Annotated in this window: 29 protein-coding genes; 12 read left to right on the plus strand and 17 right to left on the minus strand. The window is 68.2% G+C overall.

All coding sequences use genetic code 11. The annotated features are described in order from the left end of the window. Positions 1-69: 69 nt before the first annotated feature. The 3 genes from nirB to CJ179_RS05270 form a co-directional block, all read right to left on the minus strand. Positions 70-2580, minus strand: coding sequence for a nitrite reductase large subunit NirB (nirB, locus tag CJ179_RS05260; protein ID WP_095860836.1), 2511 nt, complete (start codon positions 2578-2580; stop codon positions 70-72). A 52-nt stretch (positions 2581-2632) separates the two neighbouring features. After that, positions 2633-4045 carry an MFS transporter gene (locus tag CJ179_RS05265; RefSeq protein WP_095860837.1) on the minus strand — a complete coding sequence of 471 codons (1413 nt, stop codon included), beginning with the start codon at positions 4043-4045 and terminating at the stop codon, positions 2633-2635. 131 nt (positions 4046-4176) lie between these two features. After that, a complete protein-coding gene (locus tag CJ179_RS05270; protein ID WP_095860838.1) occupies positions 4177-5427 on the minus strand; it encodes an MFS transporter in 1251 nt (416 codons plus the stop codon). A gap of 11 nt (positions 5428-5438) precedes the next feature. Here CJ179_RS05270 and CJ179_RS05275 point away from each other — a divergent pair, with 11 nt between their 5' ends. Beyond that, complete coding sequence (locus tag CJ179_RS05275; RefSeq protein ID WP_095860839.1) at positions 5439-6107, plus strand: FadR/GntR family transcriptional regulator; 669 nt, start codon at positions 5439-5441, stop codon at positions 6105-6107. Here the strand turns inward: CJ179_RS05275 and CJ179_RS05280 are convergent. The 3 genes from CJ179_RS05280 to CJ179_RS05290 form a co-directional block, all read right to left on the minus strand. Further along, entirely contained in the window at positions 6104-6958 is an 855-nt protein-coding gene (locus tag CJ179_RS05280) for a TIGR02569 family protein (RefSeq protein WP_072937656.1), read from the minus strand. The genes CJ179_RS05275 and CJ179_RS05280 overlap by 4 nt on opposite strands. A gap of 98 nt (positions 6959-7056) precedes the next feature. After that, positions 7057-8241, minus strand: coding sequence for an adenylyltransferase/sulfurtransferase MoeZ (gene moeZ, locus CJ179_RS05285; RefSeq protein WP_072937655.1), 1185 nt, complete (start codon positions 8239-8241; stop codon positions 7057-7059). A 135-nt stretch (positions 8242-8376) separates the two neighbouring features. Further along, the gene (locus CJ179_RS05290) at positions 8377-9513 is read right to left on the minus strand and encodes a DUF3152 domain-containing protein (RefSeq protein WP_095860840.1); all 1137 of its coding nucleotides are present in this window, start codon (positions 9511-9513) and stop codon (positions 8377-8379) included. A gap of 224 nt (positions 9514-9737) precedes the next feature. On the opposite strand from CJ179_RS05290, the gene CJ179_RS05295 reads away from it, so the two are divergent. Further along, positions 9738-10409 carry a TetR/AcrR family transcriptional regulator gene (locus CJ179_RS05295; protein ID WP_015890120.1) on the plus strand — a complete coding sequence of 224 codons (672 nt, stop codon included), beginning with the start codon at positions 9738-9740 and terminating at the stop codon, positions 10407-10409. Between the two features lie 84 nt (positions 10410-10493). Here CJ179_RS05295 and CJ179_RS05300 read toward each other — a convergent pair whose 3' ends face one another. Continuing rightward, on the minus strand, positions 10494-10724 hold the full coding sequence (locus CJ179_RS05300; RefSeq protein ID WP_015890119.1) for a DUF3107 domain-containing protein: 231 nt from the start codon (positions 10722-10724) through the stop codon (positions 10494-10496). A gap of 132 nt (positions 10725-10856) precedes the next feature. Then, positions 10857-11537, minus strand: a complete 681-nt coding sequence (locus tag CJ179_RS05305; protein ID WP_015890118.1) for a ferritin-like fold-containing protein — start codon at positions 11535-11537, stop codon at positions 10857-10859. Positions 11538-11859: 322 nt separating this feature from the next. On the opposite strand from CJ179_RS05305, the gene CJ179_RS05310 reads away from it, so the two are divergent. Together CJ179_RS05310 and CJ179_RS05315 are read left to right on the plus strand one after the other, a co-directional pair. Continuing rightward, the gene (locus CJ179_RS05310; protein ID WP_095860841.1) at positions 11860-13488 is read left to right on the plus strand and encodes a DEAD/DEAH box helicase; all 1629 of its coding nucleotides are present in this window, start codon (positions 11860-11862) and stop codon (positions 13486-13488) included. Positions 13489-13497: 9 nt separating this feature from the next. Next, a complete protein-coding gene (locus CJ179_RS05315; protein ID WP_095860842.1) occupies positions 13498-14709 on the plus strand; it encodes a hypothetical protein in 1212 nt (403 codons plus the stop codon). A gap of 9 nt (positions 14710-14718) precedes the next feature. Here the strand turns inward: CJ179_RS05315 and CJ179_RS05320 are convergent, their stop codons facing one another. Then, positions 14719-15132 carry a VOC family protein gene (locus CJ179_RS05320; RefSeq protein ID WP_072937652.1) on the minus strand — a complete coding sequence of 138 codons (414 nt, stop codon included), beginning with the start codon at positions 15130-15132 and terminating at the stop codon, positions 14719-14721. Between the two features lie 62 nt (positions 15133-15194). Next, positions 15195-16181 (minus strand): GlxA family transcriptional regulator, encoded by a 987-nt coding sequence (locus tag CJ179_RS05325; RefSeq protein WP_072937651.1) that lies wholly within the window; start codon positions 16179-16181, stop codon positions 15195-15197. Positions 16182-16281: 100 nt separating this feature from the next. Between CJ179_RS05325 and CJ179_RS05330 the strand changes: the two genes are divergently transcribed. Beyond that, positions 16282-17103, plus strand: a complete 822-nt coding sequence (locus tag CJ179_RS05330; RefSeq protein WP_143548870.1) for an NAD(P)H-dependent oxidoreductase — start codon at positions 16282-16284, stop codon at positions 17101-17103. An 18-nt stretch (positions 17104-17121) separates the two neighbouring features. Next, on the plus strand, positions 17122-17952 hold the full coding sequence (locus CJ179_RS05335) for an SDR family oxidoreductase (RefSeq protein WP_095860843.1): 831 nt from the start codon (positions 17122-17124) through the stop codon (positions 17950-17952). Here the strand turns inward: CJ179_RS05335 and CJ179_RS05340 are convergent. Continuing rightward, positions 17924-18721: a ParA family protein gene (locus CJ179_RS05340; RefSeq protein ID WP_072937648.1), complete on the minus strand. Its 798-nt coding sequence runs from the start codon at positions 18719-18721 to the stop codon at positions 17924-17926. The two genes, CJ179_RS05335 and CJ179_RS05340, sit on opposite strands and share 29 nt — an antisense overlap. A gap of 69 nt (positions 18722-18790) precedes the next feature. Between CJ179_RS05340 and CJ179_RS05345 the strand changes: the two genes are divergently transcribed. Both CJ179_RS05345 and CJ179_RS05350 read left to right on the plus strand, forming a co-directional pair. After that, positions 18791-19402: an acid phosphatase gene (locus tag CJ179_RS05345; protein WP_072937647.1), complete on the plus strand. Its 612-nt coding sequence runs from the start codon at positions 18791-18793 to the stop codon at positions 19400-19402. Further along, positions 19399-19878 carry a GNAT family N-acetyltransferase gene (locus CJ179_RS05350; protein ID WP_072937646.1) on the plus strand — a complete coding sequence of 160 codons (480 nt, stop codon included), beginning with the start codon at positions 19399-19401 and terminating at the stop codon, positions 19876-19878. The genes CJ179_RS05345 and CJ179_RS05350 overlap by 4 nt, the downstream gene beginning before the upstream one ends. Here CJ179_RS05350 and CJ179_RS05355 read toward each other — a convergent pair. Next, positions 19875-20312, minus strand: a complete 438-nt coding sequence (locus tag CJ179_RS05355; RefSeq protein WP_095860844.1) for a hypothetical protein — start codon at positions 20310-20312, stop codon at positions 19875-19877. The two genes, CJ179_RS05350 and CJ179_RS05355, sit on opposite strands and share 4 nt — an antisense overlap. Before the next feature lie 76 nt (positions 20313-20388). Here CJ179_RS05355 and CJ179_RS05360 point away from each other — a divergent pair, with 76 nt between their 5' ends. After that, entirely contained in the window at positions 20389-21345 is a 957-nt protein-coding gene (locus CJ179_RS05360) for a diacylglycerol kinase family protein (RefSeq protein ID WP_095860845.1), read from the plus strand. A 239-nt stretch (positions 21346-21584) separates the two neighbouring features. Then, on the plus strand, positions 21585-21839 hold the full coding sequence (locus CJ179_RS05365; RefSeq protein WP_005240099.1) for a WhiB family transcriptional regulator: 255 nt from the start codon (positions 21585-21587) through the stop codon (positions 21837-21839). Positions 21840-21899: 60 nt separating this feature from the next. Here the strand turns inward: CJ179_RS05365 and CJ179_RS05370 are convergent, their stop codons facing one another. Further along, complete coding sequence (locus tag CJ179_RS05370; RefSeq protein ID WP_072937643.1) at positions 21900-23402, minus strand: sensor histidine kinase; 1503 nt, start codon at positions 23400-23402, stop codon at positions 21900-21902. A gap of 20 nt (positions 23403-23422) precedes the next feature. Next, positions 23423-23638 (minus strand): biotin/lipoyl-binding carrier protein, encoded by a 216-nt coding sequence (locus CJ179_RS05375; protein WP_005240095.1) that lies wholly within the window; start codon positions 23636-23638, stop codon positions 23423-23425. Between the two features lie 94 nt (positions 23639-23732). Here CJ179_RS05375 and CJ179_RS53950 point away from each other — a divergent pair, with 94 nt between their 5' ends. Next, entirely contained in the window at positions 23733-23807 is a 75-nt protein-coding gene (locus CJ179_RS53950; RefSeq protein ID WP_022597109.1) for a 50S ribosomal protein bL37, read from the plus strand. Positions 23808-23877: 70 nt separating this feature from the next. On the opposite strand, the gene rsrA is transcribed toward CJ179_RS53950, so the two are convergent. Together rsrA and CJ179_RS05385 are read right to left on the minus strand one after the other, a co-directional pair. Further along, on the minus strand, positions 23878-24159 hold the full coding sequence (rsrA, locus tag CJ179_RS05380) for a mycothiol system anti-sigma-R factor (protein WP_072937642.1): 282 nt from the start codon (positions 24157-24159) through the stop codon (positions 23878-23880). Beyond that, entirely contained in the window at positions 24156-24893 is a 738-nt protein-coding gene (locus CJ179_RS05385; protein WP_072937788.1) for a sigma-70 family RNA polymerase sigma factor, read from the minus strand. Before CJ179_RS05385 ends, rsrA begins: the two co-directional genes overlap by 4 nt. A 99-nt stretch (positions 24894-24992) precedes the next feature. Here CJ179_RS05385 and ybaK point away from each other — a divergent pair, with 99 nt between their 5' ends. Next, positions 24993-25487 (plus strand): Cys-tRNA(Pro) deacylase, encoded by a 495-nt coding sequence (gene ybaK / locus CJ179_RS05390; RefSeq protein ID WP_072937787.1) that lies wholly within the window; start codon positions 24993-24995, stop codon positions 25485-25487. Here ybaK and CJ179_RS05395 read toward each other — a convergent pair. Beyond that, positions 25474-26232, minus strand: a complete 759-nt coding sequence (locus tag CJ179_RS05395; RefSeq protein WP_072937641.1) for an SOS response-associated peptidase — start codon at positions 26230-26232, stop codon at positions 25474-25476. The genes ybaK and CJ179_RS05395 overlap by 14 nt on opposite strands. Positions 26233-26278 lie beyond the last annotated feature (46 nt).

The following is a 26278-nucleotide window of genomic DNA, read 5'->3' on the forward strand; positions in this document are numbered from 1 at the left end:
TCGGGCTGGTGTGTATCCGTGCTTGGATACATAGTTCGTGGTGGGTGTTTCCGCAGCGTTAAGCGGGGATTACTCCGATGTAGAAGCTGCGAATTTCGGCATTCCCATCAACACCGGAACCTTCCGGACACCCGTGTCGTCGAACGCGACGGTCGGATCGGCCTCGTCGGGCGCGTTGACGAACGAGACGAACCGCGACAGCTTCTCCGGGTCCTCGAGCACACCCGCCCACTCGTCCTTGTATCCCAGAACGTGCTTGGCCATGGCCGCCTCGAGATCGGCGGCGATGCCCAGGCTGTCCTCGCACACCACGGCCTTGAGGTGGTCGAGCCCGCCTTCGAGGGACTCGACCCACGGCGCGGTGCGCTGGAGCCGGTCCGCGGTGCGGATGTAGAACATCAGGTACCGGTCGATATACCGGATCAGGGTCTCGTCGTCGAGCCCGCCTGCGAGCAGCTGGGCGTGCTTCGGGGACTGGCCACCGTTGCCGCCGACGTACAGGTTCCAGCCGTTCTCGGTGGCGATGACGCCGACGTCCTTGCCGCGCGCCTCGGCGCATTCACGGGCACAGCCCGACACACCGAACTTGATCTTGTGCGGGGACCGCAGGCCGCGATACCGGTTCTCCAGGTCGACCGCCATACCCACGGAGTCCTGCACGCCGTACCGGCACCAGGTGGATCCGACGCAGCTCTTCACGGTGCGCAGCGACTTGCCGTACGCCTGGCCCGACTCCATGCCGGCGTCGACGAGGCGCTTCCAGATCGCGGGCAGCTGCTCGACGCGGGCGCCGAACAGGTCGATGCGCTGACCGCCGGTGACCTTCGTGTAGAGGCCGAAGTCGCGGGCCACCTCGCCGATGACGATGAGCTGTTCGGGCGTGCATTCGCCGCCGGGCATCCGCGGCACCACCGAGTAGGTGCCGTTCTTCTGGATGTTGGCCAGGAAGTGGTCGTTCGTGTCCTGCAGTCCCGCCTGGTTGCGGTGCAGAATGTGGTCCGAGTCGGTGGACGCCAGGATCGACGCGACGACGGGCTTGCAGATGTCGCAGCCCGAGCCCGTTCCGTACTTCGAGATCAGCGCGGAGAACGTGCGCGTGTCGGTGGCCTGCACGATCTCGAACAGCTCGGCACGGGACTGCTCGAAGTGCTCGCACAGCGCCTTCGACATCACCACTCCGGACGACGCGAGCAGCTGCTTGATGGTCGGCAGGCAGCCACCGCACGTGGTGCCGGCGTTGGTGCAGCTCTTGACCTGCGCGATGTCGCAGGCGCCGTCGGCGATGGCCCCGCAGATCGCGCCCTTGGTGACACCGTTGCAGGAGCACACCTCGGCGTCGTCGGGCAGGGATCCGGCGCCGGGCTTCTCCCCCGCGGGCGAGATGAGCGAGGCCGGATCGCCGGGCAGTTCGCGGCCGACGAGGGGACGCAGCGACGCGTACGCGGAGGCGTCACCGACGAGGATGCCGCCGAGCAGCGTCTTCGCGTCGTCGGACACGACGAGCTTGGCGTAGGTGCCCTTGGCGGCGTCGCTGAGAACCACCTCCAGCGCGCCGGGGGTCTGAGCGTGGGCGTCGCCGAAGCTGGCGACGTCCACACCCATCAGCTTGAGCTTGGTGGACAGGTCGGCGCCGGGGAACTCCGCCGCCCCGCCGAGCAACCGGTCCGCGACGATCTCCGCGGTGGTGTACCCGGGAGCGACGAGGCCGTAGCACCTGCCCTCCACCGCGGCGCACTCGCCGACCGCGTAGATGTTCTCGTCCGACGTGCGGCACCCGAGGTCGGTGATGATCCCACCGCGCTCACCGACCTCGAGTCCCGCGTCGCGGGCCAGCTGGTCCTGCGGCCGCACACCCGCGGAGAACACCAGCAGCGCGGCCTCGATCACCGAGCCGTCGGACAGTTCGACGGTGATCCCGTCCGGGCCCTCGGTGATGCCTGCGGTGCCGACACCCGCGTGGACGGTGAGACCCAGGTCGGTGACGAGGTTGGCGAGCAGCGCGCCGCCGCCCTCGTCGACCTGCAGCGGCATCAGCCGGGGAGCGAACTCGACCACGTGCGGGGTCATGCCCATCAATTTGAGGGCGTTCGCGGCCTCGAGTCCGAGCAGACCACCGCCGACCACGACACCGACGGCGCCGGGCCCGGCCGCGTCGGCACGCTTCCGGATGCCGTCCAGGTCGGCGAGCGTGCGGTAGACGAAGCACTCCGGCCGGTCGTGGCCGGGGATCGGCGGCACGAACGGATACGAACCGGTGGCCATCACGAGAGCGTCGTACCCGACGACCTCACCCGAATCGGTGGTGACCTTGCGGGCCTCCCGATCGATGGTCGCGGCCCGGCGGCCGATCCGGAGGTCGACGAGCGCGTCGTCCGGGTAGTCGTTACCCGCGAGCGCAAGCTCCTTGGGGTCCCACGCCCCCACGTAGGAGGACAGTCCCACCCGGTCGTACGCGGGGAGGGGCTCCTCGCAGAGCACCGTCACCGACCAGTCGTCCGACTCGTCGCGTGCACGCAACGCCTCGACGAATCGATGTCCGACCATTCCGTGTCCGATGACCACTGCTGACTTGCGGCTCATGCCGTCGCTCCTTCTAGCTGAATTACTCGAGTTCATGCGGTACTGCGGGAGGTCACGCCGAGACCGACACCTTGTCGTCGTCGCCGTCGGTGACGGTGAGCGCACGAGTGACGGACGGGCGGCGCAGGAAGACGAACCAGGTGACGAGGATGCAGGCGAGGTAGAAGGCGAGGAACACCCAGAACGCCATGGTCGCCGACTTCGCGGTGCCGCCGTAGGACGCGCGGAGCACCAGGTTGATTCCGACGCCGCCGAGGCCGCCGATGGCGCCGGCGAAGCCGATGAGGGCCCCGGACATCGCCCGCGACCACGCCGCCTTGGCGTCGCGGCTCAGTCCTTCGAGCCCCTGCGCCTTGGCCTCGAAGATCGACGGGATCATCTTGTAGACCGAGCCGTTGCCGATGCCTGCCAGCAGGATCAGGGTGATGAAGCCGACCACGAACGCCACCAGCACTCCGGCCGTGGCCGCGCCGGGCGTGCCGTCGTCGACGGTGCCCGCGGTCACCAGCACCGCGGCGGCGAGCGCCATGGCGACGAAGGTGTACAGCGTGATCTTGCCGCCGCCGATGCGGTCGGCGAGCTTGCCGCCCATCGGCCGGGCGATGGAGCCGAGCAGCGGTCCGATGAAGGCGATCTGCGCGGCGTGCAGGGCGGCCGCCGCGGGGGTGGCGCCACCGGCGAGGAAGTTGATCTGCAGCACCTGGCCGAACGCGAAGCTGAATCCGATGAACGATCCGAACGTGCCGATGTAGAGGAAGCTGATGACCCACGAGTCGGAGAACTTCAGCGCCTTGGCCATCGCCCGGAGATCGGACTTCTGGTTGCCGAGGTTGTCCATGAACAGGGCCGCGCCGACCGCGGCGACGGCGATGAAGACCAGGTAGACGGCGCACACGATCCAGGGGTCCGTGTTGCCCACGGTGGCGATCACGAGCAGACCGACGACCTGGATCACCGGGACACCGATGTTGCCGCCGCCCGCGTTGAGACCGAGTGCCCAGCCCTTGAGCCGCTGTGGGTAGAACGCGTTGATGTTGGTCATCGACGACGCGAAGTTTCCACCGCCGACGCCGGCGAGTGCCGCGACGAGGATGAACGTCGTGTACGACGCCCCCGGGTTCATCATCAGGTAGAGGGTGAACAGTGTGGGGACGAACAGGACGAGGGCGCTGAAGACGGTCCAGTTGCGGCCACCGAAGCGGGCCGTCGCGACCGTGTACGGGATCCGCAGGATCGAGCCGACGAGAGTGGGGACGGCGACGAGGAAGAACTTGCCCGCCGCGTCGATCCCGTAGATGTCGGTCGGCATGAACAGCACCATGACGGACCAGATCGACCAGACGGAGAAGCCGACGTGCTCAGCGACTACCGACCAGATCAGGTTCCGCTTGGCGATGTCCTTGCCGCCCGCCTCCCAGGCGTCGACGTCTTCCGCGTCCCAGTGCTCGATGTAGTGCTTCTTCACCCGGGCCTCCTCGTTGTGTGGGAGACCCAAAGGTAGAAAACCGGTGTTGCGGCGGTGCTGCGGTCGGTGACCGCAACGTCAACTGATCCTCACTTTTCAACTGGGGCGATGTGAGGTTTCCTGCATGTTTCCTAGACGTGTCGAAGAGCGTTCTCAGGCTCATTTTCGACGTGCCAGCTGTCCTCGAGCATGCGCGGCTTGCACGCCTGGAACGCCGCTATGAGGAGGATCACCACGCCGAACGTCAGGAATCCGAACGACACGGTCCATCCGCCGGAGGCGTCGTGGAACACCCCGAACAGCAGCGGTCCGAGGCACGCGACGGCGTAGCCCACACCCTGGGTGAAACCGGACAGCGTCGCCGAGCCGAGGTGGCTGCGCGTGCGCAGATTGATGAGCGTCAGCGACATGGGGAACGTGCTCGGCCCGAGCCCCAGCAGCACGATCCACAGGATCGGTGCGCTCATCGGAGCGAACAGCAGTCCACTGAAGGCCACCAGGTAGCAGACCGCGCATCCGATCACGATCGGGAACGGATTGCGCATGCGGGCGCACAGCGTGGGGGCGCCGAACGCGGCGACGAGACCCATGAACGAGAACAGTCCCACCATGGCACCGCCGAACGCTTCGCTCGCCCCGGCGTCGGACAGGATGTCGGGAATCCAGGTGAACATCGAGTACGTGATCATCGACGTCATTCCGAACATGCCGGCCATCCCCCAGCCGACGGGCGAACGCCAGGCCTTCCCGTGCGGGCGTTCGGCCTGCACACCCGCGGGCGGTTCCGCCGCGACGACCACGGTGCGACGTCGTTCGCGGGTGAGCAGGAGGATCCACGGGAGCGCCGCGGCGAAGCCGAGGAGCGCCCAGACTCCGATCGAGAACCGCCAGCCGAACGCCTCGGCGAGCGGGACGGCCACGAAGGCGGGCACGATGGTGCCGATCTGCACCCCGACGATGTACACCGAACTCATCACGGCCAACCGGTCGGAGAAGTAGCGCTTGACCAGCGGCGGAATCACTACGTTGCCGATTCCCATGCCGGCCAGCGCGAGCGCCGACAGCGCCAGCAACGACCAGGTGTCGCTCATCAGGGCTCTCGTGAGCATGCCGACTCCGGCCATCAGCATCGCCGCGAGCGCGGTCCGTTCCAGGCCCCACCGCTTGGCGATGAGCGGCGTTCCCAAGCCGAACAGCGCGAACATCGCCGTCGGCACCATCCCGAACACTCCGACCACGGTGGGCGAGAATCCGATGTCCTCCCGGATCTGAGAGGCCAGCGGGGTGAACGAGGTGACCGCGAGCCTCAGGACGAGAGCCGACATGGCGATCGCGCAGAAGACGAGGAGGCGGCCGCGTAGAAGAGTCACGAGAGAAATCATAGGATGACAGGATGACCTTTGGAAAACCCGTACGCCGCTCGAGTCTCATCTCACAGGTGACCGAGCAGCTACGCGACGAGATCTGCAGTGGCCGGTGGGCGGTGGGCGCGAAGATCCCCACCGAGACCGCGCTGTCCGAACTCACCGGAACGGGACGCAACACCGTCCGTGAGGCAGTGCAGGCCCTCGTCCACACCGGACTGCTGGAACGGCGGCAGGGATCGGGCACGTACGTCGTCGCCACCTCGGATGTCGGCGGCACACTCGGCAAATACTTCGCAGGCGCGCACGAGCGCGACGTCACGGAACTGCGGCAGGCGCTCGACGTCACCGCCGCCGCGCTCGCCGCCCGGCGACGCACCCCGGACGACATCACACGACTGCAGAGCCTGCTCGACGAGCGGTTCCGATGCTGGGCCGAGTCCGACACCGAGGCCGCCGTCGAGGCCGACGTCACCCTGCACCGCGCGATCGTCGAGGCGAGCCACAACGCCGTGTACCTCGAGTTCTACGACTCGCTGCTGCCGTCGATCGCCCAGACCGTCGACCGGCACGTGCACGCGACGGGGGCGGGATTCCACGACGAGCACCGGCACCTGATCCGGGCGATCGTCGACGGCGACGAGACCGCGGCGACCACCGCCGCCCGCGACCTGTTCGCCGAGCTGCTCACCACCTAGAGCAGGAGGCGCACCACGTCGGCGGTACGGGCGAGTCCGGGGAACGCCTCCGCGGTCGACCGCGGGTGCAGCACGTGGACGGCGAGCCGGAACAGCACCGCCCGCAGCAGCATCTGCGGCCACTCGGGCAGGTCTTCCCACCGCCCGATGAGGGCCTCGTCGGCCCCGCCCCAGGAGATGGCGTCCACCACCGCCACGGCCGCCGCCCAAGACGCGGGGCGCCAGTACGGCGTGATGTCGGTGATCCCCGGCGCGAGCGCACCGGCGAACAGGACGGTGCCGAACAGGTCGCCGTGGACGAGCTGATCCGGGCACGTGACGGGTTTGCGCAATGTCGCCAGCCCGGTGATCAGCTCGAGACTCTTGCGACCGTCCGGCGACGGGGTCTCGAGCTGTTCGGCGCCCTTCGCGCTGCGCAACGGGATCTTCTCCCAGGCCGCCCGGTCCGCCGCGACGAACACGTCGACCTCCGCCCACGGCGCGACCGGGGGCTGCACCAGGAACCGGGGACGGTCGAGTTGCGAGGTGGCGGCGTGCAGTCGCCCCGACATCGACACGACCTCGTCGTGACGCGGTTCGGGTGTGCCCTCGATGAACGTGTCGGCGCGCCACCCGGACACCACGTACCTGCCGTCGGTGGATCGCACGGGACGGGCGAGCCGAACGCCTTCCACCTCGAGCGTCTCGCGGACCTTGGCGGACCACGCGGCGCGCGCGTGGTCGGCGACGGCTGACAGGACTACGTCTCCACAGAGCCACCCGCCGTCCCAGTCCGCACCGAGTGGGATGGGCTCGACTTCCCGGAGGCCGAACGTGGAGCACACGTGCTGAGGGGGTTGGCCGGTGCTCACGTACTCAACGCTACCGCCGGGTGGGCCGGTGACAGCGCAAGGCGCGCTGGCCCGAAGACGTCAATCACGCCGCGACCGGGCCGGCAGACAGGCAGTGGTCAGTAGACGGGCAGGCTCGTGTCCACCTGCTTCGCCCACGCGATCACGCCGCCCTGCAGATGGGTGGCGTCGGAGAAGCCGGCCTTCTTCAGCGCTGCCAGCGCCTCCGCCGACCGGACGCCGGTCTTGCAGTGCAGCACGATCGGCTTGTTCTGCGGAAGCTCCGACAGCGCCTCCCCCGACAGGATGCGGTCCTTGGGGATCAGCACCGCACCGGGCAGGTGGACGATGTCCCATTCGACGGGCTCGCGCACGTCGACGAGTTCGATCTCCTTGCCGGAGTCGAGGAGGTCGCGCAGCTCCGTGGCCGTGATCGTCGAACCGGCCGCCGCGGCCTGCCCCTCGTCGGACACCACCCCGCAGAACGCGTCGTAGTCGATCAGTTCGGTGACCGGAGTCCGCGCCGGATCCCGGCGCAACGCGATGGTGCGGTATGTCATGTCGAGCGCGTCGTAGACCATCAGCCGTCCGAGCAGCGATTCGCCGATGCCGGTGATCAGCTTGACCGCCTCGGTGGCCATGATCGAGCCGATCGACGCGCAGAGCACACCGAGCACGCCGCCCTCGGCGCAGGACGGCACCATGCCCGGCGGCGGCGCCTCCGGGTACAGGTCGCGGTAGTTGAGTCCGCGGCCGTTCGGCGCGTCCTCCCAGAACACGGACGCCTGGCCTTCGAAGCGGTAGATCGAGCCCCACACGTACGGCTTGTGCGCGAGGACGGCGGCGTCGTTGACGAGGTACCGGGTGGCGAAGTTGTCGGTGCCGTCGAGGATCAGGTCGTACTGCTCGAACAGTTCGACGGCGTTGTCGGGCTCGAGCCGGAACTCGTGCAACCGGACGTCGACGTTGTCGTTGATCTCGCGGATCGAGTCGCGCGCGCTCTCGCCCTTCGGACGGCCCACGTCGGAGCGTCCGTGGATCACCTGGCGTTGCAGGTTCGACATGTCGACCTCGTCGAACTCGACGATGCCGAGGGTCCCGACCCCCGCGGCCGCGAGGTACAGCAGGGCCGGTGAGCCGAGGCCACCCGCCCCGATGACGAGGACCTTCGCGTTCTTCAGGCGCTTCTGGCCGGCCATGCCGACGTCGGGGATGATCAGGTGCCTGCTGTACCGCGCCACCTCGTCGCGGGAAAGTTCGGCGTCCGGTTCCACCAGCGGCGGCAGCGCCTCGGTGGTCTTCACAGAACGGTCAAGCGACACGGCCCACTCCTGACGATTGCGCGACGGCTTCCGATGTGTCGGACAGCATTGACTTCAACGCCCCGACAGGGTCCATTCTTCCCCTCCTGCCCGCAGTCGCGCGGGACCGGTCCAGACTCATGCCCGCGGGAAGGGCCAGGGATTGAAATGGCAGGTCAGCCCGTTCATCGGCACGATGCCCTCGGGGTCGAGCTGGGCGATGTCGTTGTTGGCCGTCCCGAACGTCTGCTGCATCATCACCGGCGCGAGGCCGCCTTCGGTCTCGCACGGCTGGTGGTCCTGGTAGCCGATGGCGTGCCCGACCTCGTGGTTGATCTGGTACTGCCGGTACGACCCGATGTCGCCCTGGAACGCGATGGCGCCGCGCACCCAGCGCGGCTCGTTGAGGACGACGCGGTCGATGCCCGGGTTGTAACAGGACACTTCCAACTGGATGTCGTAGCCACACGCCTCGCGAATGGTCATCTGCGACGTCAGCGACACCCGGAAGTCGGGATCCCCCTGGTCGACGCGGCGAAAGGCGAACCGCGGGTCCTTCGTCCAGCTCTTCGGATTCGACAGCGTCTGGTCGACCATCCGGCCGAACGACTCGTCGCCGCCGAATCCGGACGTGTCGACGCCGTCCTCGATCTCGACGCTGTACGTGAATTCACGTTCGGTGCCCTGCCCGACCTTGGCCCCGTTGCCGGGAACCACGTGCCAGGTGCCGGCGCCCACCGCCGTGAACGGACCACCCTCGGGCAACGCGCCCGAGGGAAGTTCGGCGGCGAAGTTTCCGTCAGCCTCCGGCGGGACCCCGATGACGCTGGAACCGTCGGTGTCGCGGGACAGAGTGCCGAATCCGGGGGAATCGGTCTCCGCCGTCGTCTCGCCGCCGCCGGTGTCCCGGACCGCGTCGACCACGACGAGCACGGTGACCACCAGGAGGATCGGGATCGCGTACGCCCGCCAGCCGTAGGTGGAGACGAACCGGCCGATGCGGCTCTGCTTCCGGGCCTGCCGCTCGGGGCGTGGGTTGCGGGGACGGCCCACGTCGCGGCTCGTCGGGTCCCATTGCGCGCGGAGCGGTTGATGCGACTGCGACTGCGGTGCCGACTGCGAGGCGCGGGGACCGACGTCACGCTGGTCGATGCTTCGCGATCGTCGCTCCCCGTCCTCGGAACTCTGGGGAGCCCGGCCGCGAACACGCGGTCCTCCTCGGTCAGTCACGCAGCCCAGAATCTCACAGTCCGGCACCGCCTCGTCCCAGTGCATCGTCCGCAGGTCATTCGGCGTGTCACCTGGATGCGGCCCGCAACGTCGCGGCTACCCAGGTCACCAGGTGTCCCGAACCCCTGCGGTACCCCAGTTACCGGACAGGCAATATCCTTGACCGGGCGAGTCCTGCGAGTCCACCATGAACGGTTCACTACGCGCGGGTATCGTTCACACAGTTACACAGAATGTGACGCGGAATACTTGTGCAGATTGGAAGCGCTATGACTGAACTCGCGGATCGGACGAACTCCGATCGCGATGCCAACACCGGAAAGGGCACCGGGGCCCGTCGCAGCACGCGACTCCCCCGCGATGCCCGGCGACTGCAGCTACTCGCCGCAGCCAGCGAGGTCTTCGTCACACGCGGATACCACGCTGCCGGTATGGACGAGATCGCCGAGTGCGCCGGTGTGAGCAAGCCCGTCCTCTACCAGCACTTCCCCGGCAAGCTCGAGCTGTACGTGGCCGTGCTGCAGAGCTATGTCGACAGCCTGATCTCGGGTGTCCGGCAGGCGCTGCGCTCGACCACCGACAACAAGCAGCGTGTCCGCGCCGCGGTGCAGGCGTTCTTCGACTTCGTCGACAACGACTCGCAGGGCTTCCGGCTCGTGTTCGAGTCCGACCTCATGGGTGAGCCGCAGGTGCAGAGCCGCGTCGAGCAGGCCACCGAGGCGTGCGTCGACGCCGTGTTCGACCTCGTCAGCCACGACTCCGGTCTCGACCCCTACCGGGCCCGCATCCTCGCCGTCGGCCTCGTCGGCGCCAGCCAGTTCACCGCGCGGTACTGGCTCGAGGCGGCGCGCCCGATCCCGAAGGAAGAAGCGGTCGACACGACGGTCACGCTCGCGTGGGGCGGTCTGTCCCGCGTGCCGCTGCATCCCGAACAGCGCTGACACCCACGAGAAAGGGCCCGACAGTCGATTCGACTGCGGGCCCTTTCTCGTGTGTTCACGTGGTCGGAGCGAATCCGACTGCGTTCACTTCGTCGGTGCGAATCCGACCTTGCGGATATCGGACGGGCCGATCTCCACGTAGGCGATCTTGCTGGACTGAATGAGGTACTTACGCCCCTTGTCGTCCTCCAGGGACAAGATCCCGTCGCCACCGGTGAGGGCGCCCGAGACCAATGTCTCGACCTCGTCCGGGGTCTGCTCGCTGCTGACGATGAGCTCACGCGGGCTGTCGATTACACCGATCTTGACCTCCACGGTCAACCTCCGAACTCTCCGAGAAACATCAGCTGTCCTGGCCAGGCTAATGCAGTGGCCGCCGCCGGTGCGCGTCTGTGGGCTGTGCCCTGAGCGAACACACCGACGGACCTGCCCCGACGACGGTGCCGCCTAGACCAGGCCCAGCACGGCCATGCGTTCGGCGTGCATCTCCTGCATGCGGTCGAACAGTGCGACGACGCCGTTGAGGTCACCGGATGCGGAGATGACGAGTTCGGTCAGGGCCTCCCGCTGCGCCAGGACGAACTGCGCCTGGGTAATGGCCTCGCCGAGCAGTCGCCTGCCCCACAGCATGAGGCGGTCCTTGTCGCGGTTGCTGGCCTTGATCGCCTGCTGCACCTCGTGGACGACGAACTCGGAGTGGCCGGTCTGCGAGAGCACCTCCTCGACGGTGCGCGACACCTCGGCGGGCAGCGAGTGCCCGATCTCGCGGTAGAAGTCCGCGGCGATCCCGTCACCGACGTATGCCTTCACCAGCGCCTCGAGCCACGTCGAGGGGGTGGTGGACGCGTGGTAGTTGTCGAGGGCGCGGACGAACGGATCCATTGCCTCGAAGATGTCGAAGCCGCGCGCGGTCAGCGCCTTCTCGAGCATCTCGAAGTGGCCCATCTCGGCGGCCGCCATGCTCGCGAGCGCCACCTTGCCCTGCAGGGTCCGCGCCATCTGCGCGTCCTCGGACAGCCGGTAGAACGCGGAGATCTCGCCGTATGCGAGGACCGCGAAGAGTTCACCGACGCCGGGGTGATCAGCGGGAATCGTGGAATCAGTGGATGCAGGGGTGTTGGGCTCCATGGCGCCACAGCCTAATGCGTCGAGCAGTGATGTTTGCCATGCGTAACCAGTTGTGGAGCGTTCTCCGGCTACAATGATGGTGGGCAACCGCTCGTCACCACGTTCGTCTCCGCAGAGAACGCGGTTCGAGTGATGATCGATCACGATCCGATCGGCGGTTCCCACCGATAATGTGCGCGCACCTGATCGACGGTCCCAGCCGCGCCTCGCCGAAATCTTCGATTTCTGCGCTGAGGCAGAGGCAGGATCGACTCGGAAGAGGACATCGACGAGCGTCGACTGGGAAATCGGGCCGACCAGCGGCCTGGCCCTTACCTCGTGCGTGCGTGCAGCTACGAGGAAGGCCAGACCCCTGAGCAAGATCACTGTCGACCATGAAGACGACGCCACCGAGACCACGCTGTCGGCGCAACTCGACTCCACACACGTCGCCCCCACTTTCGCCGAACTCGGAGTGCGTGACGAGATCGTCCGCGCTCTCGACGAGATCGGCATCGAGCGCACGTTCGCCATCCAGGAGCTGACGCTCCCCCTCGCCCTCGCCGGCGACGACCTGATCGGTCAGGCCCGCACGGGCATGGGCAAGACGTTCGGTTTCGGCGTCCCGCTGCTTCACCGCATCTCCTCCGGCACCACCGGGACGGCCGCGCTCGACGGCACTCCCCGCGCGCTGGTCATCGTCCCCACCCGCGAGCTGTGCATCCAGGTCACCAAGGACCTCGAGGGCGCCGCGAAGTACCTGAAGGGCGAGAAGAACAAGCCCCTCGAGGTCCTCGCCATCTACGGCGGCCGCCCGTACGAGACCCAGATCGCGACGCTCCAGAAGGGCGCCGACGTCGTCGTGGGCACCCCCGGCCGTCTGCTCGACCTCGCCAACCAGGGCCATCTGATCCTCGGCAAGGTGGAGGTGCTCGTTCTCGACGAGGCCGACGAAATGCTCGACCTCGGCTTCCTGCCCGACATCGAGCGCATCCTGAACATGGTGCCGGACAAGCGCCAGACGATGCTGTTCTCGGCGACCATGCCGGGCCCGATCATCACTCTCGCCCGCACGTTCCTCACCCAGCCGACGCACATCCGCGCCGAGCAGGCCGACGACTCGGCGGTCCACGACCGCACGAGCCAGCACATCTACCGGGCTCACGCGCTCGACAAGGCGGAGATGGTGGCCCGCGTGCTGCAGGCCGACGGCCGCGGCGCGACGATGATCTTCACCCGCACCAAGCGGACCGCGCAGAAGGTGTCCGACGAACTCGCCGAGCGCGGTTTCGCCGTCGGTTCCGTGCACGGCGACCTCAACCAGATTGCCCGCGAGAAGGCACTCAAGGCGTTCCGCTCGGGCAAGATCGACGTGCTCGTCGCGACGGACGTCGCGGCCCGCGGTATCGACATCGACGACGTCACGCACGTCATCAACTACCAGTGCCCGGAGGACGAGAAGACGTACGTCCACCGGATCGGCCGCACCGGCCGCGCGGGGCGTACCGGCATCGCCGTGACGCTCGTGGACTGGGACGACATCCCCCGCTGGCAGCTCATCGACAAGGCTCTGGGCCTCGGTATCCCGGATCCGGTCGAGACGTACTCGAGCTCCCCTCACCTGTACGAGGAACTGTCGATCCCGGCCGAGGCGACCGGCACGATCAAGCGCCCCCGGGTCGAGAAGGCTGCGCCCGCACAGAGCGAGAACACCGACACCGAGCGGCGCGAGAACACCGACACCGACAACGGTGAGAAGGCCGAGCGCACGGAGCGTCCGGCACGCACCCGCACCCGTCGCCGCACCCGTGGTGGCCGTCCCGCGGACTCGGTGGGCCCCAAGTCGCCGGAGCCGACCGCACCCGAATCGGCAGCTGCGAGCACGGACGCCGACGGCGAGAATTCCAAGCCCCGCCGCCGCCGTCGCCGCCGGACCACGAAGGTCGGCGCCGCCGCGACGAACGCGGAGTAACCAACCACCGTGCTCGCACCTGAGCGGCGCTCACGCGCCGATCTCGTCGTCGCCGCCGGAATCGCCGTCGCGGTCGTGGTCGCCCTCACCGTCGTGTGGTTCCGCAGCGATGCCCGGGGCACCACCTCGGTCACCGCCGCCGAGCCGCCGCCTGCGCTCGTCACGGCCCTGACGGTCCCGGAAACACTGAGCCCGATCTGGGACTCCGTCAGTTCCGCCACAGCGCCCCTCGTCGTCGGTGGTGCTGTCGTCACCGCCGAGGGCGGCGACGTCGTGGGCCGGGACCGGATGTCGGGCGCCGAGCTGTGGCGGTACGAGCGTGATCTCGACCTGTGCGGTGTGACGGCGTCGTGGGAGAAGGTGGTGGCCGCGTACCGCGACGACCGCGGATGCTCTCAGGTCACCGAACTCGACGGCGGCACCGGTGAGCGTCTGGCGCAGCGGAACAGCGACGCCGATCCCGCGGTGACGCTGACGGCCGACGGAACCTATGTCGCGTCCCGCGGCGACCGCCGTCTCGAACTGTGGCGCTCCGACCTCGTGCGCACCGTCGAGTACGGGCGGGTGGACGCGCCGGTGAACCCCAAGAAGCAACCCCGCAGCGGATGCACGCTGATCGACGCCGGTTCGAGCAGCAGCAGGCTGTCCGTGCTCGAGCGCTGCCCCGGCGAGGTGGCCGATCGTCTGACGGTCATGAACCCCTCGCCCAAGGACAATCAGGAACCCGAGGAGTACGGGTCGAGCGTCCTGGCGGGTGTCGACGCCGGCGTCGAGGGTGCGCGCATCCTCGGGGTGTCGGGCGAGACCACGGCCGTCTACCTGCCCGCGGGCAGGACGACCGGACCGCGGATCGGCCTGTTCGACGGCACCGGCAACGCCGTGTCCGAATACGCGCTCGCCCTGAAGATCGGACCGGATCCGGTCACGTCCGCGAGCAGTTCGGTGGTCACCTGGTGGACCGGTTCGGATGTCGTCTCGTTCGGCGCGTCCGATCTCGTTCCCCGCTGGACCTTCCCGGGCGCTCTCGGCCCCGGCGCCGTGATGGCCGGAAACCTGCTGGTTCCGGTGGAATCCGGGATCGCCGTGCTCGATCTGTCGAACGGCGCGTTGCTGCGCACGATCCCGGTCGCGCGGGACACCACGACCGGGCCGATCACCACGACGGTGGCCGGCGACGTCGTGCTCGAACAGCGCGGTGACGGTGTGGTGGCGCTGCGCTGAGGTCGCCGCTCAGGCGGGTTCGGCGAACACCACGAGGTAGCCGTCGAGATCGCGGAGCCAGATCTCGCGATGTCCCGCATTGGGATTGACGTGCACGTCCGTGACCACGTCGACTCCCGCCTCCCGCGCCCGCGCGACGGTGCCGTCGAAGTCGGTCGTCTCGAACCAGATCGCCACCCCGTTTCCGCGCGCGAGTGACGGATCGCCGAGGGGGCCGTGGTGGTGGCCTTCGTCGAGTCGGTGCAGTTGCAGGATCATGTGCCCGTCGACGAGGAGTTGCTCGTAGTCCTGCCCACCGTGACCGCTGCGTGCGTTCAGGACCTTCCGGTACCACTCGCCTGCCCGTTCTACGTCGTCGACGGCGAGGAGCGGCTGAGCCCGCATCGTCAGCGTGTTGTTGCGAGGTGTGTCCGAGACCGTCATGCGCCGAACGTTAGCGCCGGACGCTCCCCCGCTCTTGGACGAATGGGCACACCGTGCGCCCGTCAGCGGAAGGTGGCGCGGTATGCGGAGGGTGAGACGCCGACGGTGCGCGCGAGGTGTTGCCGCAAGGAGGTCGCGGTGCCGAATCCCGCGGCCCCGGCCACGTCGTCGACCGGCAGGTCGGTGTTCTCCAGCAGTTCACGGGCGCGGGTGATCCGCTGCTCGAGAATCCACTGCGTCGGCGACATCCCCGTCTCGGCGCGGAATCGACGGGTGAACGTGCGCACGCTCATCGACTCTCCCGCAGCCAGTTCCCGCAGCGACAGCGGCTGATCGAGGCGGGCCAGCGCCCGTGCCCGCGCGCCCGACGTCGACGCACCGTCGGCCTCCGGGACGGGCGCGGTGACGAACTGCGCCTGACCGCCGCTGCGATGAGGCGGCACGACCGTTCCCCGCGCCACCTCGTTGGCCACCGACGCACCGTGGTCGACACGAATCATGTACAGGCACAAATCGATTCCGGATGCGACACCGGCGGCGGTGAGCACGGTGCCGTCGTGGGTGTAGAGCACGCCGGGGTCGAGGTGCACGTCCGGGTAGAGCCTCCGGAACGCGTCCGCCGACTTCCAGTGCGTCGTGGCTCGCCGGTTCTCCAGCAGGCCGGCGGCGGCGAGAACGAACGATCCCGTGCAGATCGAGGCCACCCGGGTGCCCGGCCGGATGTGCGCGAAGGCGTCCGCCAGGTGGCGGGGCAGTCCGCCGTCCTCCGGCGGCTCGTAATCCTGATCGGACGCCGGGACCACGACCGTGTCGGCGGTGCCGAGCAGCGCCGGGCCGTGCTCGACCGACAGCGTCACGTCGGTGTCGGTCCGGACGATGCCGGGCTCGAGGGCGCACGTGAGGACCTCGTACAGCGGTTCGCCGTCCCGCGATCGCGCTTCGCCGAACAGTCGGTGGACGATTCCGAATTCAATGGGAAGCAGGCCGTCGCGCACGAACACGACGACGCGGTGGCGGCGCGCGGGCCGTTCGCCGCTCGATTCGGACATGGCCTGATTATTTCACATAGTGTCTCACCGGCCACTGGTGCGGCGACGTACGCCGATCCATGATCGGAAGGGTCGACGGCGACAGAGCGAAAGGTGGACCATGAAGATCCTCTGGGTGTCGGCACATCCCGAGCCGAAGTCCCTGAACGCGGCACTGCGCAGTGATGCCCTCGCGGCACTGCGCGGCGCCGGCCACGAGATCCGGGCCTCCGACCTGTACGAGATGCGATGGAATCCGGTGGTGACCGCGGACGACTTCGCGCACGATCCGAGCGGCCGCCTCCTGGTGGGAGCGCGGTCCGGGCAGGCGCTGACCGAGGGCACCCTGGCCCCCGACATCCTCGCCGAACAGCGCAAACTCGGGTGGGCCGACGCGGTGATCGTGCAGTTCCCGCTGTGGTGGTACGGCATGCCCGCGATCCTCAAGGGCTGGTTCGACCGGGTGTTCGTCGAGGGTTACGGATACGGGGTGCGCCGCGAGGACGGCTCCACCCGGCGGTACGGCGAGGGGACCCTCGCCGGCAAGCGGGCGATGACCGTCGTCAGTTTCGGCGGCAGCGCCGACAGCGCAGGCCCGCGCGGAATCAACGGCCAGATGGACGAGGTCCTGTTCCCCATCCACCACGGAATCTTCTGGTACACGGGGATGTCCGTGCTGCCCCCGGTCCTGATCGACAGCGCGGACCGGTTGAGCGCCGAGCACTACCCCGGCGTCGCGGCCCGCGTGATCGATCGCGTGTCCGGCCTGTTCACCGACGCGCCGTTGCCCTTCCGCTCACAGAACGGCGGCGACTACGACGAACGGTTCGTGCTGCGCGAGGACCGGGCACCCGGCGTCACGGGACTGCGCGCCCACTACGCCGACGCGGATTCCGCGGCGCACGGACCGGAGGCCGAAGTCCCCACCCGCTGCGCGGTGTAACGTGTTCTAATTCACGGCATGGCAACCTACGTGATCACCGGCGCGGCCTCGGGCATCGGGGCGGCGAGCCGCCACACCCTCGAGGCCGGCGGCCACACCGTCATCGGCGTCGACCTCGGCCACACCGACGTGACAGCCGACCTGTCGACCCCCGGCGGCCGGGCCGCGGCGGCGGCCGCAGTGACCGAAAGGAGCGGCGGCGTCGTGGACGGCCTCGTCTGCTGCGCCGGACTCGGATCGCTGTCCCACGTCCCGGGCGGCAAGCTGATCGCCGTCAACTATTTCGGGGCCGTGGAACTCGTGACGGCCCTGAAGCCCGCCCTCGAGCGCGCGGACGGCGCTTCGGTGGTGGTGATCTCGTCGAGCAGCACCACCACCCAGCCCGGAGTTCCCGAAAATCTGGTGACGGCGTGCCTGCGAGGCGACGAGGCGGAGGCGGTGCGCATCGGCGACGAGGTGACCGCCGTTCCCGCGTATCCGGCGTCCAAGCTCGCGCTGGCCTGGTGGGTTCGGCGAGAAGCGGTGCGGCCCGAATGGATCGGCAGCGGAATTCGGCTCAACGCGATCGCCCCGGGCATGATCGACACGCCGATGACCAGCGGGGACGACCTCGACCCCGAACTGGCCAAGGCCCTGGACTTCTATCCGGTGCCGCTCGGCAGGCGCGGACGCCCGGACGAGATCGCGGCGCTCGTCGAATTCCTGCTCGGACCGGGGTCGACACTGTTCTGCGGAAGCGTCGTCTTCGCCGACGGGGGCACGGATGCCCAGCTACGCCAACAGGATTGGCCCGCCGCGTGGAATCCCACGCCGGAGGAACTTACTCGCCACTTCCAGGCGAGAACGTAGCGAGCTCGGATCCCGCCCAGTGCTTGGCGAGGTTCTCGGCCAGGTCCCGGTACGCCTGGGCGCCCTTGTTCTTGCGCCCCGCCAGGACCGTCGCACCCGACGCCGTCGCCTCCGCGAACCGCACCGTCCGCGGGATCGGCGGCGCGAGGACCGGCAGGTTGTAGCGGTCGGACACGTCGGACAGCACGTCCCGGCTGTGGGTGGTGCGCGCGTCGTACAGCGTCGGCAGCGCACCGAGCAGCACCAGGTCGGGGTTGGTGATCTGCTGCACCTCGGTGACCGTCCGCAGCAACTGCCCCACACCGCGGTGCGCGAGCGTCTCGCACTGCAGCGGAACCAGTACCGACTGCGCCGCCGTGAGCCCGTTGAGCGTGAGCACACCGAGCGACGGCGGACAGTCGATGATGACCGTGTCGTAGTCGTCCAGCAGCGGCGCCAGAGCGCGCTTGAGGGCGAACTCACGACCCGGACGCATGAGCAGCAACGCTTCCGCGCCCGCGAGGTCGATCGTCGCGGGCAGGAGCGCGACACCGTCCTCGGTGTCGATCACCGCTTCGCGCGCCCCCAGGTCACCCGTCAGCACCTCGTGGACGGAGGCGTCCAGGCGGTCCGGGTTGTGCCCCAGGGAGAAGGTCAGGCACCCCTGCGGGTCGAGATCCACCACCAGAACCTTCTGGCCCAGCCCGACGAGAGCTGCGCCGAGTGAGGCGACCGTGGTGGTCTTCGCGACCCCACCCTTCTGATTTGCCACTGCAAGAACCGTTGTCACGGCTCGATCCTTACCTACTTCGTCGCCGGAGGCGAGCCATACACGCAGATTGACTGACATGATGGATGGATGCCACCCAGTGATTCGCCGCGCGGCCGTCGGATCGTCCTCCTCCGGCACGGCGAAACGGAATGGGCCCGTTGGGGTAAACACACCGGCCGGACCGACGTCCACCTCACCGAACTGGGTGAATCCCAGGCACGGCAGGTGGGCCCGGCGATGGACGCCCTCGCGCTACGCGACCCCCTCGTCATCGTCAGCCCGCGGCAACGCGCCCAGGAGACGGCGGAACTGGCGGGTTTGAAGATCCAGCGCACCTGGGACGCGCTCGCCGAATGGGACTACGGGATCTACGAGGGCATGACGACGCCCGAGATCCGGCAGCAGGTGCCGGACTGGACAGTGTGGACGCACCCGTGCCCGCGCGGCGAACAGGCCGAGCAGGTGCACACCCGCTGCGACCTCGTCCTGTCCGTCGCGCACTCCCAACTGGTCGACCGTGACGTGATCCTCGTCGGGCACGGCCACTTCTCCCGCGCGCTCATCGCGCGCTGGGCGGAGCTTCCCGTCAGCGAGGGGCGCCGGTTCGCGATGTCGCCGGGCGCGTACTCCGTCCTCGGCTTCGAGCACGGGGCGCAACAGGTGATCAGCCACAACGTGACGACGGAAGGTGCCCGATGATCAGACGCGCAGTACCCGAGGACGTCTCCGCGATCACCGCGATGATCTACGAACTGGCCGAATACCAGAAGGCCCGGGACGAGTGCACCGTCACCGCCGACCAGATAGACGACGCCCTGTTCGGTCCGCAGCCGTCCACGTTCGCCCACGTCGCGACGAACGACGACGACCGGGTCGTCGGGATCGCGGTGTGGTTCCGGAACTTCTCCACATGGGACGGAACGCACGGCATCTATCTCGAGGACCTGTTCGTCAGCCCGTCCGAACGCGGTTCCGGTCACGGCAAGGCCCTGCTCGCCACGCTCGCGAAGGAGTGCGTCGACAACGGCTACACGCGGCTGTCGTGGTCGGTGGTCAACTGGAACAAGCCGTCGATCGCGTTCTACGAGTCCCTCGACGCGCGACCGCAGGACGAGTGGACGACGTACCGGCTCACCGGGGATCCGCTCGGCCGCCTCGCGTCCGAGGTGAGTTAGCGCTCGGACGGGTTGTCGGCGTCGGCTTCCTGGCCGTACTCGGCGGCCATCCATTTCGACGTCGGGCTGCTGAACAGGCACCCGAGGGCTCCCACCACGACGACGCCGAGCAGCACGCCGAAGAACGGCTGGTGGGAATCGGTGAGCAGCGACCACGCCACCGGAAGCAGCAGCAGTTGGGCGACGATCGCGATCGCCCGCCCCCAGCGCCTGCCGAAGATCAGGGCGAGCCCGGCCGCGAGCACGGCGCCACCGAGAATGGCGAACCAGGCGGCGGTGCCGTATCCGCTGCTGACGCTCTGGTCGTGCCCGAGCAGCCCCCGGACCACCAGCACCACGGCGACACCGACCGCCACCGCGCCCTCGAGCGACACCAGGGCGCCCGCCGCGCGGACCGTGGTGGGCGTGGACTTGCTGAGAGACGGCTTCGGCACGTCGGCCAGCCTAGAACACCCCGCCGCCGGCGGCCTCGGACGGTGACACGTGCCGCCCCGGCTAGGCTTGGGCCCCGTGCGCGCGCTGCTGATCGTCAACCCCAATGCCACATCGACGACCCCGGCCGGGCGGGACCTGCTCGCGCACGCGCTGTCGAGCCGGGTGCGGTTGACGGTCGCGCACACGACGCACCGTGGCCACGCCGCCGAATTGGCGCAGCAGGCCTGCGTCGACGGGATGGGCCTGATCATCGTCCACGGCGGCGACGGCACCGTGAACGAGGTGGTCAACGGGCTGCTCGGCACCCCGGGCCCGAAGTCGATGAGCGCGGTAACGGTGGGGCCGATACCCCCGATCGCCGTCGTCCCCGGCGGATCGGCGAACGTGTTCGCCCGCTCGCTCGGCATCGCTCCCGACCCGGTGGACGCCACCAACCAGCTCATCGATCTCCTCTCCCACCGGCAGCGGCGCAGGATCGGGCTCGCCCACTGTGACCACCGCTGGTTCACGTTCAACGCGGGCGTCGGCTGGGACGCCCAGGTGTGTGAGGCGGTCGACATGCACCGCAAGAACGGGCGCCCCGCCACACCGGCGCAATACGTCCGCGCGGCGGTGCGCGTGTTCTTCCGGTCGAAGTACGCGGAGCCGACCCTCACCGTCGAGGTTCCCGATCGCGATCCGGTCGAGGGCGTTCATTACGCCTTCGTGTCGAACGCGAGTCCCTGGACGTATCTGAACAAGCGGGAAGTCCACACCAATCCCGACACCACCTATGACACCGGCCTCGGGGTGTTCGCGATGCGATCCACCGCGATCCTCACCACTCTGCGGGTGGCCCGCCAGCTGCTGACCCCCGGCACCCGGCCGAAAGCGAAGAAACTCGTCCGGGTCGACGACGTCCCGTGCGTGCGGATCTCCGCGTCGGAGCCGATCGGACTGCAGATGGACGGCGACTACATCGGACTTCGCAACGTGGTGGAGTTCGTGTCGGTGCCCGACGCGCTGGATGTCGTCGCGCCGCCGCGACCCTGAGCAATTCTCGAGAATCCCCGTTTTCACCTAGCGGGAAGCGCCGGCGCGAGGTAAAAAGGACGGCGCGCCTCGAAGGGCAGCCTAACTACGTGAGCTCCCCCACGGTGCGGCGGTTTTCTATTGACATCCCGCCAGTTCGTGAAAGCATTCACAAGCAACAGTGCGGAAACATTCTCTACGCACACATGAACTCATGAAGACGAAACGGTGCACGACGCACCCAGTTAAGGAGCAGAAGGATGGACTGGCGCCACAAGGCAATCTGTCGCGACGAAGACCCCGAGTTGTTCTTCCCCGTGGGCAACAGCGGTCCGGCTCTCGCGCAGATTGCTGATGCCAAGGTTGTCTGCAACCGCTGCCCGGTGACCGCCGAATGCCTCTCGTGGGCACTCGAGTCGGGCCAGGACGCCGGTGTGTGGGGCGGCATGAGCGAAGACGAGCGTCGCGCACTCAAGCGCCGGAACGCTCGGACGCGTGCACGCACCACCGTCTGATACTTCAGAAGGAGACGGGCCCGGCACCACATGGTGCCGGGCCTTTTGCTTGCCCGCCGGTCAGTACCGCGGTCCACGACGGCCCAGCGGTACGCGTAACACGGCATCCGTTCCACCCTCCGCCCCCGGGTGCAGACCCAGCGAACCGTTCAGTTCGGCGGCCACCAGGGTCCGGACGATCTGCAGACCGAGCCGGTCGGACCGCTCGAGGCTGAAACCGGGCGGCAGTCCCCTGCCGTTGTCGTGAATCACGACGTCCAGCCAGCGCGCCGACCGTTCCGCCCTCATCGTGACGGTGCCCGCGGCGCCCGGTTCGAAGGCGTGCTCGATCGCGTTCTGCACGAGTTCGGTCAGCACCATCACCAGCGGTGTGGCCCGCTCCGCGGAGAACACCCCGAAGCTGCCCTCCCGGCGGACCTTGATCGGGGTGCTCACCGTCGCCACATCGGACAGGATCGGCACGAGCCGGTCGACGACCTCGTCGAGGTTCACCTCCTCGTCCACCGACATCGACAGCGTGTCGTGCACGAGGGCGATCGACGTGACGCGGCGCACCGATTCGCTGAGCGCCTGACGGGCCTCCTCGTTGTTGGTGCGGCGGGCCTGCAACCGCAGCAACGCCGCCACGGTCTGCAGATTGTTCTTCACCCGGTGATGGATCTCGCGGATCGTCGCATCCTTGCTGAGCAGGGCACGATCCCGCCTCTTCACCTCCGTGACGTCCCGCACGACGACGGCGGCGCCGACCCGCTTGCCGCCGGGTTTGAGTACCAGGGCCCGCAGCAGGACGGTCGCTCCCCGGGCCTCGATCTCCATGCGGCGGCCCGGCTTGTCGGCGATCGTGTCGCGGATGTATCCGGCGACCTCCTGCGACTCGAACGGATCCGTCACGAGTGATCGTGTGGTGGCGGCGAGGTTCTGGCCGATCAGGTCCGAGCTCAGACCCATCCGGTGGTACGCCGACAGCGCGTTCGGACTCGCGTAGACCACGCTGCCGTCGGTGTCCAGGCGGATGAAGCCGTCGCCGGCGCGGGGGCTCGAGTTGGTGTCCGAGCGGGCCTCACGGATCGGGAACGTGCCGTCGCTGATCATCTGGCACAGGTCCTCCGCGCAGTCGAGATACGCCACCTCGAGCGGACTCTGCGCCCGCTGGTGCGACAGGTTGGTGTCGCGGCTCAGGACGGCGATCACCTCGCCGTTCCACCGCACCGGGACCGCGTCGCCGCGCGGCGGCAGACCCGCGTGCCCGCCGCCGTCCTCGGGGCGCACGACGTTGCCCTCCAGCAGCGCCTGCAGCACCTGCGGGTGTTCCGACTCCGACACGACGGTCCCGACGACGTCCTCCGGGAACGCGGTCGACGCGGTGGTGGGCCTGCAGTGCGCGACGCAGATCACGGTGCCGGTCGGGTTGGTGGCCGCGGAGTCCGCTCCGACCCACAGCAGAACGTCCGCGAAGGAGAGGTCGGCGAGCAACTGCCATTCGCCGACGACGCGCTGGAGGTGGTCGACGGCCTCGCCGGGCAGGTCGGTGTGTTCGGCGAGCAGATCGCTCAGGGTCGACATCGTGGGGTGTGTCAGTCAGCTCAGGAGATGACCGCGATCAGGTCGCCCTGCTGGATCACGTCGCCGACCTTGACGTCCACGGAGGTGACCGTGCCGGGTTCTTCGGCGATGACGGGGATCTCCATCTTCATCGACTCGAGGATGACGAGGGTGTCGCCTTCCTTCACCTCGTCACCCGCGCTCACCACAACCTGATACACCGTCGAAACCATTTCGGCGCGCACGTCTTCTGCCATTGTGATCCTTCACTCCCGGGTGTCGAGAAAGCCCTGTTGCAAGGACACCCAACCACACGTGGAAGACTGTGGTGAAAAGAAGGGAGATCTACTCATGGGTAAGCGTGGTCGCAAGAAGCGCAGTCGCAAGGGCAACGCCGCAAACCACGGCAAGCGTCCCAACGCCTGACGCGCCGTAGAACGCACCAGGGGCCGGAAAGCAGCGATGCTTTCCGGCCCCTGATTGCTGTTCTGACGGGTTACGACTCGGGTTCGGTATTCGTGATGAGGATCGTCCGCCGCAACTCGATGGAGAGCCTCTGACGCAGGCTCTCGGGTGCGTGCTCACCGCCGCACTTGCGGTTCACGAGGCTCTTGACCTTCTCCTCGATGCCGTACGCCTCGAGGCACGACCCGCACTCGTCGAGATGCCGCTGCAGCCGCGCCCGCGAGGCCTCGTCGCATTCACTGTCCAGCATCAGCCAGACGTCCGCGATGACGGCGGAGCAGTCGAGCTGCTCGAATTCGTCCTGCTCGCTCACCGAGAAACCTCCTGCTCCGCACTCACTACACTGTCGCCGGCCACCTCGTCGGTGCCGCCACGGTTGAATCCTCGTTCGCGTGCGACGTCGGCGAGCAGACCCCGGAGCTGCTTGCGCCCGCGGTGCAGTCGCGACATCACGGTCCCGATCGGGGTGCCCATGATCTCGGCGATCTCCTTGTAGGGAAAGCCCTCGACATCGGCGTAGTAGACGGCCATCCGGAACTCCTCGGGCAGGGCCTGAAGGGCTTCCTTGATGTCGTCGTCGGGGAGCGCGTCCAGTGCCTCGACCTCGGCGGACCGCAGCCCGGTCGACGAATGCTCCGCCGTCGCCGCCAGCTGCCAGTCGGTGATCTCGTCGGTCGGGTACTGCGCGGGCTGCCGCTGCTTCTTGCGGTACGAGTTGATGTACGTGTTCGTGAGAATCCGGTACAGCCACGCCTTGAGGTTGGTGCCCTCGCGGAACGACCGGAACGCCGTGTAGGCCTTCACGTACGTTTCCTGCACGAGGTCCTCGGCGTCCGCCGGGTTCCGGGTCATCCTCAGAGCAGCGCCGTACAGCTGATCCAGAAGTGGGAGCGCATCCCTTTCGAAACGCGCGATCAACTCGTCCTGTGGCTCGGCCTTCTCTGCCGTCGGACGGTCATGTTCCTGCACGCTGATCCCTTCGGTCGCCGTGGGCGTCAACGTTACCGCCAACTGCAGACGCGACGTGGGCTCGATTACCGAGGACATCACGATACGGACCACTCCCTTCGATGCACGGGTCTTCTGCAGGTACCAACACGACTCCCGCCCGCGGTGTTCCCGCACCGCGTGGCAGAGTGTTCGTCCATGGCCGGAACTGCCACTCCCGCGACGAAGTTGCTCGTCACACAGCGCATCGACCACACCGTGCACAGCTACGCGCACGACGAGCGGGCGGAGTCGTACGGTTCGGAGGCCGTCGACGCGCTGGGCGAGACGGTCGGCGTCACCGCCCACCAGGTGTTCAAGACGCTCGTGATCAAACTCGACACGGGCAAGCTGGCGGTGGCGGTCCTGCCGGTGCCGGAGAAACTGTCCCTGAAGGCGGCGGCCGCGGCGCTGGGCGCAGGCAAGGCCGTGATGGCGGACCGCACCGAGGCCGAGCGCTCCACCGGTTACGTGTTCGGCGGCATCTCCCCGCTCGGACAGCGGAAAACACTTCCGACGGTCGTCGACGCGTCGGCGCTCGACTGGGACCGGGTGCTGTGCAGCGCGGGCAGGCGCGGACTCGAGATCGAACTCGCACCCGCCGATCTGGTGCGGCTCAGCGGAGCTGTCACCGCGGCGGTCACAGCAGGCTGATCTGCTCCCCCACCTGCGCGTCGTCGCGACCGGCCGCGTCGGGGTCGAGGAGTTCCGGACCGTTGTTCTTCACGCTGTTCACCAGTGTGGACACCCGCCGGACCGTGATGTCGGCGATGGCGTCGGGTGACACCTCGAGCAGGTCCGTGGACGCGGGGTGCTCGGGATCGAGCCACGCGGCCCAGCGGTCGCGGGGCATCACGAGCGGCATCCGGTCGTGCACGTTCTCGAGCTGGGCGGCGGAGTCGACCGTGATGATGCTGCAGCTCAGGACGGGCGGCGACTCCTCGACCGCGGGATCGTGCCAGACCGACCACAGCCCGGCCATGTACAGGCGCGAGCCGTCCTCCGGCGACATGTAGTACGGAATCTTCTTCGCCTTGCCCGCCTTCTTCCCGGCGGCCGCCGGCTCGGTCTCGGTCTGCCACTCGTACCAGCCGTCCATCGGCACGAGGCAGCGCTTGTACTTGAACGAGGTCCGGAAGGCGGGCTTGTTGTCGACCGAATCCGCCCGGGCGTTGAACAGCACCGGGCCCTTGCCGAGCTCCTTCGTCCACGACGGCACGAGACCCCACCGCATCCGCCGGATCCGACGGGCGTCGTGCCGGTCGACCACCGTGAGGACCTGCGTGGTGGGCGCCACGTTGAAGTCGGGCGGACTCTCGTCCTCGCCGGCCTCGTTGATCGCGTCGAGGTCGGCCGCGAGTGTCGCCGGATTCGCAGTGGTCGCATACCTGCCGCACATGCCCACCAGAGTGGCACGAACCACCGACACCCGCGACACGCCGCCC

Origin of the sequence: Rhodococcus sp. ACS1, assembly GCF_002300155.1 — a bacterium.
Classification (GTDB): Bacteria; Actinomycetota; Actinomycetes; order Mycobacteriales; family Mycobacteriaceae; genus Rhodococcus_F; species Rhodococcus_F koreensis.